At 44.6% G+C, this 7,416-nt stretch carries 8 protein-coding genes; 4 read left to right on the forward strand and 4 right to left on the reverse strand.

What is annotated here, in order from left to right; genetic code table 11:
• The 4 genes from hemB to cobA form a co-directional block, all read left to right on the forward strand.
• On the forward strand, window positions 1-885 hold an 885-nt coding region (gene hemB / locus F7C14_RS04020), incomplete at its 5' end, for a porphobilinogen synthase (RefSeq protein ID WP_290900164.1).
• Window positions 876-2,123 (forward strand): glutamate-1-semialdehyde 2,1-aminomutase, encoded by a 1,248-nt coding sequence (hemL, locus tag F7C14_RS04025; protein WP_367114329.1) that lies wholly within the window; start codon window positions 876-878, stop codon window positions 2,121-2,123. The genes hemB and hemL, both read left to right, overlap by 10 nt.
• A complete protein-coding gene (gene hemC, locus F7C14_RS04030) occupies window positions 2,105-2,983 on the forward strand; it encodes a hydroxymethylbilane synthase (protein WP_290900166.1) in 879 nt (292 codons plus the stop codon). The genes hemL and hemC overlap by 19 nt, the downstream gene beginning before the upstream one ends.
• The gene (cobA, locus tag F7C14_RS04035) at window positions 2,980-3,783 is read left to right on the forward strand and encodes a uroporphyrinogen-III C-methyltransferase (protein ID WP_290900167.1); all 804 of its coding nucleotides are present in this window, start codon (window positions 2,980-2,982) and stop codon (window positions 3,781-3,783) included. The genes hemC and cobA overlap by 4 nt, the downstream gene beginning before the upstream one ends.
• Here the strand turns inward: cobA and truA are convergent.
• The 4 genes from truA to F7C14_RS04055 form a co-directional block, all read right to left on the reverse strand.
• Window positions 3,688-4,467 carry a tRNA pseudouridine(38-40) synthase TruA gene (truA, locus tag F7C14_RS04040; RefSeq protein WP_367114330.1) on the reverse strand — a complete coding sequence of 260 codons (780 nt, stop codon included), beginning with the start codon at window positions 4,465-4,467 and terminating at the stop codon, window positions 3,688-3,690. The two genes, cobA and truA, sit on opposite strands and share 96 nt — an antisense overlap.
• A complete protein-coding gene (locus F7C14_RS04045) occupies window positions 4,461-5,252 on the reverse strand; it encodes a carbon-nitrogen hydrolase family protein (protein ID WP_290900168.1) in 792 nt (263 codons plus the stop codon). Before F7C14_RS04045 ends, truA begins: the two co-directional genes overlap by 7 nt.
• Window positions 5,253-5,288: 36 nt before the next feature.
• A complete protein-coding gene (locus F7C14_RS04050; protein WP_290900169.1) occupies window positions 5,289-5,567 on the reverse strand; it encodes a hypothetical protein in 279 nt (92 codons plus the stop codon).
• Between the two features lie 62 nt (window positions 5,568-5,629).
• Window positions 5,630-7,393, reverse strand: coding sequence for a ribosome biogenesis/translation initiation ATPase RLI (locus tag F7C14_RS04055; RefSeq protein WP_290900171.1), 1,764 nt, complete (start codon window positions 7,391-7,393; stop codon window positions 5,630-5,632).
• Between the last annotated feature and the right edge of the window lie 23 nt (window positions 7,394-7,416).

Raw genomic sequence — 7,416 nt, forward strand, 5'->3', positions numbered from 1 at the left:
GAAGATCTGATAATGCCAATCTTTGTTGACGATAACATCTCTTCTCCCAAGGAAATTCCCTCGATGCCCGGCTACTTCAGACTTCCGATCGAAGGAGTCGTTAAAGAAGTGGGGGAAGCTTTAGAGAAGGGAATTAGAGCTTTCATATTTTTCGGAATTCCCTCCTACAAAGATGAGATTGGCTCTTCAGCCTTTGACGATAACGGGGTTATTCAGAAGACGTTGAGGAGAGTGAAGAGCGAGTACGAAGATGCCGTTTTAATTACGGACGTTTGCCTGTGCGAGTACACAACCCACGGACATTGCGGAGTTGTTAAAGATAAGGTGATTTTGAACGATCCCACTTTGCCGATTCTCGGGAAAATAGCCGTAAGCCACGCTAAAGCTGGAGCAGATATCGTAGCTCCTTCCGGAATGATGGACGGAATGGTTAAAGCCATTAGGGAGGCTTTAGACGAGAACGGATTTGAGGATGTGGCTATAATGAGCTACTCCGCAAAGTACGCCTCCTCTTTCTACGGCCCCTTCAGGGAAGCAGCTGAAAGTGGCTACACCTTCGGAGATAGGAAAAGTTATCAGATGGACATTCACAACTCTGACGAAGCGTTAAGGGAAGTGGAGCTTGATTTGAAGGAAGGAGCCGACATAGTGATGGTCAAGCCTGCTTTAGCCTATCTCGACATAATTTGGAGGGTGAAAGAGAAGTTTAAAGTTCCGGTTGCAGCTTACAACGTTAGCGGAGAGTACTCAATGGTTAAAGCTGCCGCAAAACTCGGATTTTTGAAGGAGGAGGATATAATTTACGAAATTCTCGTATCGATTAAGAGAGCCGGGGCGGATTTAATATTAACTTATCACGCTAAGGAGGTGGTAGAATTTCTGTGAGATCTGAAGAGCTTTACAAAGAGGCTTTAAATTTGCTGCCCGGAGGAGTTAGCAGTCCCGTTAGAGCAGTGAAACCATATCCATTTTACACGGCAAAAGCAAAAGGCTCTAAGATTTACGATGTCGACGGAAACGAGTACATAGATTACTGCATGGCTTACGGACCGCTCATTCTTGGGCATGCAAATGAGGAGGTCAAGGAAAAAGTTGCTGAGCAGCTTGAAAAAGGATGGATATACGGAACTCCGATAGAGCTTGAGATAGAATACGCTAAAATTATAAGGAAGCTCTATCCGTCAATAGAGATGCTTAGGTTTACAAACACCGGAAGCGAGGCAACAATGGCTGCTTTGAGAGTTGCGAGAGGATTCACCGGAAGAAACAAAATTCTGAAGGTTGAAGGCAGTTTTCACGGTGCTCATGATGCTGTTCTCGTTAAAGCCGGAAGCGGAGCTACAACCCACGGGATTCCGAACTCTGCCGGAGTTCCCGAGGACTTCGTCAAGCACACGTTGCAAGTTCCTTTTAACGATGTTGAAGCTCTCGCCGATATTGTGGAGAAAAATGCAGATGAATTGGCAGCTTTGATACTTGAGCCGGTTATGGGCAACTCGTCCCTCATCCTTCCAGAGAAAGATTATTTGAAGGAGGTTAGGAAGATAACGAAAGAGAACGACGTTCTTCTAATTTTCGATGAAGTGATAACAGGTTTCAGACTCGCTTTAGGAGGAGCACAGGAGTATTACGGAGTGAAGCCCGATTTAACTACTCTCGGCAAGGTGGCTGGAGGAGGTTTCCCAATAGGAATTTTCGGAGGAAGAAAGGAGATAATGGAACTCGTAGCCCCTTCCGGACCGGTTTACCAAGCTGGAACTTTTAGCGGAAATCCCGTGAGCTTGGTAGCTGGAAAGACCACTGTGGAAATTCTGATGAGAGACAACCCCTACAGAGAGCTTGAAGAGAAAACGAGAAGTCTCGTTGAAAGCATAAGTGAAAAGGTTGAGAAGGAGTGCATAGCTTCGATGTTCTGCTTATACTTCGGAGAAAAACCGAAGAACTACGTAGATGCTTTAAAGCTCGACAAGAGCAAGTTCATGGAGTTTTACTGGAAACTTTTGAAGAAGGGCGTCTTCTTCCCCCCTTCCCAGTACGAAACTTGCTTTGTAAGCACTTCTCATAGCTATGAGGACATCGAGAAGACTGCAGAGGCGATAAACCAATGTCTGAGAGAGTTGTGATAGGGAGCAGAGGTAGCAAGTTAGCTTTGGCGCAGGCTGAAAAAGTTAGGAAGCTTCTTGAGGAGAAAGATTTTGAAGTGGAAATAAAGGTGATCAGAACTCACGGAGACATAATGAAGGACAAACCCCTCCACGAATTTAAGGGCATGGGAGCTTTTGTTAGAGCTATAGACGAGGCTTTGAAAAGAGGGGAAATCGATCTGGCTGTTCACAGTTACAAAGATGTTCCAAGTCAGAGGATTGAAGGAACGGTGATAGCGGCTGTTCTCGAAAGAGAGAGCGCTTGCGACGCTTTCATCTCAAGAGAGGGTTTAAAGTTCGAAGAAATGCCGATAGCCTCTAAGATAGGAACGTCGAGTCTGAGAAGGAGGGCTTTCATAAAAAAGCTCAGGAAAGATCTGGAAGTGGAAAATCTAAGGGGAAATTTGGACACGAGACTTAGAAAACTCAGAGAAGGGTTGTACGATGGGATAATCGTTGCTGAGGCTGGATTAATCCGGCTCGGACTCGACAGAGAGATCGAATACGAAAGGCTAAGTCCGGAGGTTTTCGTTCCTTCGGCTAATCAGGGAGTGATTGCCATAGCTTCAAGAGAAGAGGATGCCGAACTCTTTTCTTTCCTCAACCACGAAAAAACGAGACTTGAGACGGATGTGGAGAGAGCCGTTTTAAGGGAACTCGGGATAGGGTGTGCGATTCCTGCTGGAATATATGCAGAGGCTGAAGGAAAGGTTAGGCTGATCGTTGAGGTCCTCAGCGAAGAGGGAGAGAAATCTATCAGAGTTGACGAAAAGCTTAGCAAGAAAAATGCTGTAGAGGAAGCGGTGGAGATAGCGAGAAACCTTAAATCGTTCATATGAGTGGGAAAGTTTTTATTGTAGGAGCTGGTCCGGGAGATCCGGGATTAATTACGGTAAAGGCTCTCAAAGCTTTAAAACTTGCTGACGTGGTTTTAGTGGATGAGCTTGTAAGTAGAGAAATTCTCGAATTGCTTAGAGAACTTGGGAAGGAGATAGTTGAGGTGGGGAAAAGAAGCGGAAAGCACAAAAAGTCCCAAGAAGAGATCAACGAACTCCTCGTGAAACTTGCGAGGGAAGGCAAAAAAGTCGTGAGACTAAAAGGAGGAGATCCATTTGTTTTCGGCAGGGGCGGAGAGGAAATTGAATTTCTTGCGAAAAACGGTGTTGAATTTGAAGTCGTTCCGGGAATATCTTCTTCTACTGCAGTTCCAGCTTACGCCGGGATCCCGGTGACCCACAGAAAGTACGATCCGGCTTTGGTCGTAATTACCGGAAGGCAGGAGAGGGAGAGGTTGAACTGGGAAGCTTTGGCTAAGCTGAACTCCACTATCGTAATTTTAATGGGTGTTGGAACGTTGGAGGAGAACGTGAAAAAGCTTATCGAATTCGGAAAAGATCCCGAAACGCCGGTGGCAATAATTCAGAACGGAACCACCGAAAATCAGAAGGTAGTTGTTGGAAAGCTTGGAAATATAGCTGAAAAAGCCAAGAAAGAGGGGGTAAATCCTCCAGCCGTTATAGTAATAGGGAGAGTCGTTGAAATACTAAAAGAAGTTGAAGGTTTCATTAAAAACGTTAAAAGCTCCGAAGAGCTGTCCGTGGGAAAAGAGGAGCTTTTTAATCTGATTTCTCAACTTTAACAACCCAAACTCTTCTTTTTCGAATTCGAAACCGTAGTGAACATCCACCAAAACGAGTCCTTCCGGAGGGGCAGCAGAAACGATTCTCTCTCCATTCAGAATTTTCAAAAATTCCTCTACACCTTCTTTCCCAGCCACCATCAGAGAAGATGCCATCCTCCTAACCATGTTCCAAGCGAAGGCGTTGGCTTTAATCGAGAAGTAAATCAGATTCCCCCTCCTCTCTACATCGCTTTCGTAGACTTCTCTAACACAGCTTCCCCTTCCTTTAACGAAAAACCTAAAATCGTGCTTTCCTATAAAGTGCTTGGCAGCCCTTTTCATCTCCTCCAAGTTGTATCCCTCATCCACGATAACGTAGCAGTACTTCCTCCACTTGGCTTTCCTTGGCTTGAAGTTTTCGTCAACAATTTTGTAACCCCAGACGCTAACGTCTTCCGGCAAATTTGAGTTCAGAATTTTCACAACCTTTTCCGAAAATTCTTCTAAGTCTGTTGCAAAAACGTTCCCTATCGCATGAACCCCTGAGTCTGTTCTTCCGGCAAACATTATTTTGCCGCATTCGATTCCAGCCTTTTCGAAAGCTTTCCTTATCTCTCCCTCCACTGTTCTCAATTCGGGCTGGTATTGAGAGCCGTGGAATTTCGTGCCGATGTAGGCTACTTTGAAAGCTACCCTCAGCAGTTCATCCCTCCCTTCAGCAAATCTCCGAGAACGTCAACGTTTCTATCGCTCAAGGAGTAGTTTATTCTCTTGTAGATTCTTATCTTCTCCAGATCGATTCTCGCTGAAATCAAAGCTTCTTCGTTCTCGTTCTCGTAGGAGGCAAGAATGCCTTCGTGGGAAACTATTAAACTCCTCCCAACGCACTCCTCTCCTAAGAAAGTAAAACCGACTCCTCCAGCTTTAACTATCGCATAAGCGTTGTCAAAAGCTCTGGAAAAGTATAGACAGTGTCTCAATCTTTGGGAAGGTAATTCGGATCTCTTAAAGCTTACAACCGGATTTAAGACAATTTCAGCCCCTTTTAAAGCAGCCAACCTGCAAAGTTCAGGATAGAGAATGTCGGCGCATATCAAAGCTGCAAATTTCACTCCCTTGATTTCGAAGATTTCAAGCCTTTTACCGCATTTAATACCAAGATCCCTCTCACTTCTCGTTGGATGCAGCTTATCTTGAGTCGCTACAAGCTCTCCTTTTTCGAAAACGTAGAGGGTGTTGTAGTAACCGTCGTTATCGCCTCTTATAATATTTCCAGCCAGAATCACTTGATACTCCTTGCTTTTTTCCTTTAACCATTCCAAAGTCTTTTTGGATGTTTCCAAGCTCGTGTCTCCAACTTTGTAAGAAAAGTATTCTGGGAGGAGAAAAATTTCGACTCCCTCGTTTAATCCCCTCTCGATTAACCTTTCAGCACTTTTAAAAGCCTCTCCAACTCCCACTCTACATTGCACGGCCGAAACTATCACGAAGGTATCTCAAAAAATTGGGTAATAAAACGTTTTCTAAGGGAACTCACCCCTTCTTCTCTTTCCGAGCTTTCCGGGTTGAACGATTCCGAAGTTTCTCGCACACTTGGGACAGTAATACTTTTTCTGCATGTATATGTGAACGTTCTTCTTCCCCACAAGTCTGACGAGTTCGGGATCGAGTCTCAAACCGGAATAAGAGACGAAAGTCTTGAAGCGGGGAACGTTTCTACCACAACCGTCGCACCTGATTGTGTAATCCTTTCCCCTACCGCTGCTCTGCTTATACTCCCTCTTATAGGGAGCCTTTGTCATACGGTTATTTGTTTACCTTTAAACATAATAAACCTATCGGCTTGATTTGGTGTTCGCAGCATTTACTTAAAGTAGTAATAGTACTCTCCAGCAGCTTTTTGCTCTCTGTCGAGCCTTGATCCGAGCTTGTTCACACGAGGTCTTTTAGTCTCTTCGTCCCTTCTGAAAGTTATTCCGAGTTCCGCTAAGAATTTGTTCATTCCGTCTCTCATACTCATTGGCTTGGACGCTTTTCCTTTCACTCCCGGAATTCCGGAAAAAACGATTAATCTGTCGGAAATTAGATCTATGAGGTATATGTCGTGATCTACAACAAAAACGCTCTTCGAGTTGTTCATCGCGAACCTCTTGAGCAACCTTGAAACTTCCGCCCTCTGCTCCACATCGAGATGCGCAGAAGGTTCGTCCAAAAAGTATATGTCAGCCTCTCTTAACAAACAAGCGGCTATAGCTACCCTTTGTAGTTCACCACCACTCAGCTCATCCAAATTCTTGTCCATGAGCTTTTCAAGCTGCAAAGGCTTCACGAACTCTGTCTTGTAGTAGGAACTATCTATCATGGGATTTATGCCCCTCAAGAAATCTCTGACATTTACGCTCACATCCGCCTTAACGTACTGGGGTTTGTAGGAAACTTTCAACTCCAGATTGATTTTTTCCTCATCATCCTTCAAAACTCCAGCCAGAACCTTAACGAAAGTGGACTTTCCTGTTGCATTCCTTCCGACTATCCCTATTACCTCCCCCTCTTTAATCTCTCCGCTTTCTGCCTCAAGAACGAAATCCTTGTAGGATTTTCTAAATGACGGATACTCAAAAACGATCTTTTCAAGTTCGCTCTCCCTCGGCTGTAAAACCTCAAATTCTATGGGTTTTTCCCTAATTCTGATGTTCTCCTCAACCAAGTAGCCCCGGAGATATTGATTTATTCCGACCCTCGTCCCCTTTGCATTCGTTATAACTCCATATACTCCCGGCTCGCCGTAGGAAATGTGAACGAAATCCGTTAGCATGTCGAGGATAGCTAAATCGTGTTCAACAACCATAACTGGCTTATTATCAGCTATTTCCTTCACTACTTTAGCAGCGTTTATTCTCTCGTTTATGTCCAAATAAGAGGTTATTTCGTCCAAAAAGTAAAAATCAGCTTCTCTTAGCAGACAAGCAGCAATAGCTACCCTTTGTAGCTCACCACCGCTTAACTCTTTTACGTCTCTCTTCACAGCTTCTTTTAAATTCAGCTTCTCCACGATTTCGTCGAAAGAGTTCCTTTCGTCAACCTTCTTCAGTAGTTCTCCAACGTTTCCCTTGTAAACCTTCGGTATAGCTTCAATGTACTGCGGCTTAACGCTAACTCTAATATTTCCGTCGGCAAGCTCTTTTAAGTAGTTGAAGAGCTCCGTTCCGGAAAACCTCTCAAGGACTTCGTCCCACTCAGCCTCTTCTTTCCCCAAATTCGGTTTTAGCTGACCGGATAAAATTCTTAATGCAGTACTTTTTCCAGTCCCGTTAGCTCCGAGTAATCCGACTACGTAGCCTTTCCTCGGAATCGGTAGGTTATACAAAACGAAACCGTTTTTCCCGTACCTGTGAACTTCCTTTCCTTCAAGCTCCCTTGGCAACCCGACTATGGCTATGGCTTTGAAAGGGCATTTTTTAACGCAGATTCCGCATCCAACGCAAAGTTCTTCGCTTATTACAGCTTTCTCCTCTATTTTTATCGTTTCGTCTCCGGTTCTAACCTTCGGACAGTACTTCAGACACTCGTGACTGCACTTCTTCGGTTGACATCTATCCCTGTCGACAACAGCTATTCTGTAACTCATTCGGGGTATGCTAAGGAGTGCGA

Origin of the sequence: Ferroglobus sp., assembly GCF_015521575.1 — an archaeon.
GTDB lineage: Archaea > Halobacteriota > Archaeoglobi > Archaeoglobales > Archaeoglobaceae > Ferroglobus.